Below are 2,325 nucleotides of genomic sequence, written 5' to 3'. Positions count from 1 at the left end.
GGTGTTGGTGTTGTGTTTGGGTGTGGCATTTTGCATCACGAATGCTTCCCCCAGTTACCTGCCGGCTTTGAGGGCGGGAAGCGGATTTGAGTACAAGGGATACGAGTACAAAGGTATTGATGTTTTGGATGAGAAAAACGAAGATGATTATCCGAAAATTAATCCCTCTAAGCTGCGATTTATTACTTATCGATCGCGGGACGAATTTGATGATGATGAAATTGAGGAGGGAATTTCAATCGAACTGCCAAGGCGGGGCATGATTCGGATCGGTTCTTCTGTGAAATCAGAAAACAAAGCGGATATTTATCTGCCCCATCTGCTCCCGTACCTGGCAAATATTAAAATAGAAGGAAACCGGGCTTTTTTAACGCCCCATAAGAAAGAATTCCTGAAAATTGCGATTAACGGAACCCGACTTAGCTCTCGACGTAAAGTTTCACTAAAACACAACTATGTTATTACATTCTATACCGAAAAATCCGAAAGTTTTAAAGTCCCGAAATTCTACCGGTTTGTATTTTATAATCGCTTTTTCGATCCGATGGCTTAGTGGTAGTGCGATCGCATTGATGATCGCGTCCCCAGTTTTCGGACAAACGGCGGAAATTGTGGGTCGTCCGAGGATAAACAATGACAATGTTACCCTGCGCCTGCAAGTCACCGATGGGAGAGATCGTCCGGTCATACAATTGCAGAAGTCGGATTTTCAGGTGATTACAGATGATGAACCTGTGGGCATAAAATCTTGGAAAAGTCCGCAAGAAAGCACCCCTCCTCCGGCTTGGATTGTGGTTTTAGTTGACTTGAGTGGGAGTATGAACGAACTAGATACGAGTGGAAAGCGAAGAATAGATGGTGCCCTGGACGCGACGCGACGATTTTTAGAACAAATTAGCGATCGCGGTGGTGATACGAAGGTGGCGATCGTTCCGTTTGGGAAAGGTGGCGCAAACTGTCCGGGTTTCGAGGTGACACAGCGGGGGATTAACTCCAAATTTTTCCCGGCGAATGATATCAAACAAACCAACTTTCTGGATTATCTGGCGGCGCAAACACTTTGTGCAGCTACGGATATTTACGGTCCGTTGTCAGAAGCGATCCGAGTCCTAGGAAATCGGCAAGATCCACGGTTTTACGTTCCGGAAGATTCGGGTAGACTGGAACCTCGGCTATCGGTGATTCTCCTCTCGGACGGCTTCCACAATCAACCGAACGAACAACAAGATTTCGATAATTTAATTACCTTACTGGAGAGAAATAATAACATCATTGTTCACACTCTCGGCTATGGCTTGACCCCCCAACAGGTGGGGCAAAAATATAACTTGGGACGAGCGGCAACTCGAGCTGATGCTGATAAAAATCCCCAATTGGCAAGGGACTTTGTTGATCCTGAACGCCTGCAGACCATTGCGGAAATAACAGGAGGAATTGCGGAATTTTCAGGAAACGCCAATGACATTGCCAGGAACTTGCAACTTTTCCTAGATTCCCTGTTGGGAGAATACGAGATTGTTTACCAGCAACCGAACGCGGAACGGGGAACGCAACACGAAGTTTTGGTAAAAGTGACGGTTAATGGCCAGGAAATCCAGACGGAACGGAGAACTTACACGATGACGGTTTTTGGGCGATCGCTTCCCCAGAAAACGCGCTTAATTATGACTGGCATCCTCTTATTGATGCTGATTTTGGGAGGGGTTATCCCTTTCTTGATCTGGAGCAATTCTATGAAAAGAGAGGCGGAGCATGATTTTTGATGATGGTTTCTATATTGTTACTTGACAATCTGAGGATAACTGTATAAAATGAGTATAATAACAAAAACAAATCAGACCGTGAAATGCTTTAAATATCGCTTAGTTTTTTTCCTGTTGAGCGGTGGGTTATTGGTGGGCTGCGAGGCTGTCTTGCAGGTGTTGCCAACGGAGGTATTAAACCATCTCCCTAAGGGTCTGACTAACTCCTTAGAATGTCCGGAGATGCCCAGTGGTTCTTTGTCGAATCCAGAGGCGATCGCCATAGATAGCCAAAACTTTGAACGAACGGGAATTGTGCGATCGGGTGAGGATACGGGTTTTGTGTTTTCGGGTGAAAAAGGCAAACTATTAAGTTATCGCTATAATGAGGGAGTTTGTGTTTGGATTTACGCCCCAGATAATAGTTTAGTATTGGGTAATGAATTACCTCTTAATGGGAGGTATACGGTTCATGTCGCCTCACTCGGAGGAACCAGAAATTTCGAGATAGAAATGAGTTTGTCGGCTCCGGTCGCAGCAATACCGACACCGCCACCAACACCGCCAMCAACACCCGCACCAA

1 protein-coding gene and 2 pseudogenes are annotated in these 2,325 nt (G+C 45.7%); all 3 read left to right on the top strand.

All coding sequences use genetic code 11. The features are described from left to right. Positions 1 to 553: pseudogene (locus B9T16_RS27930) on the top strand (hypothetical protein); the annotation flags it as partial. A gap of 19 nt (positions 554 to 572) precedes the next feature. After that, entirely contained in the window at positions 573 to 1,763 is a 1,191-nt protein-coding gene (locus B9T16_RS27925) for a VWA domain-containing protein (protein ID WP_410246307.1), read from the top strand. 48 nt (positions 1,764 to 1,811) lie between these two features. Continuing rightward, positions 1,812 to 2,325, top strand: a pseudogene (locus B9T16_RS27920) (hypothetical protein); the annotation flags it as partial.

The sequence above is a fragment of the Arthrospira sp. PCC 8006 genome (genome assembly GCF_046480465.1).
Classification (GTDB): Bacteria; Cyanobacteriota; Cyanobacteriia; order Cyanobacteriales; family Microcoleaceae; genus Limnospira; species Limnospira platensis.
Note: the sequence above shows the minus strand (reverse complement) of the source record. Positions and strands in the feature narration are given on the sequence as shown.

What these genes read in the sequence shown, in the direction of transcription:
- B9T16_RS27925 (WP_410246307.1), top strand. Translation starts at nt 573, where the DNA reads ATGATCGCGTCCCCAGTTTTCGGACAAACGGCGGAAATTGTGGGTCGT.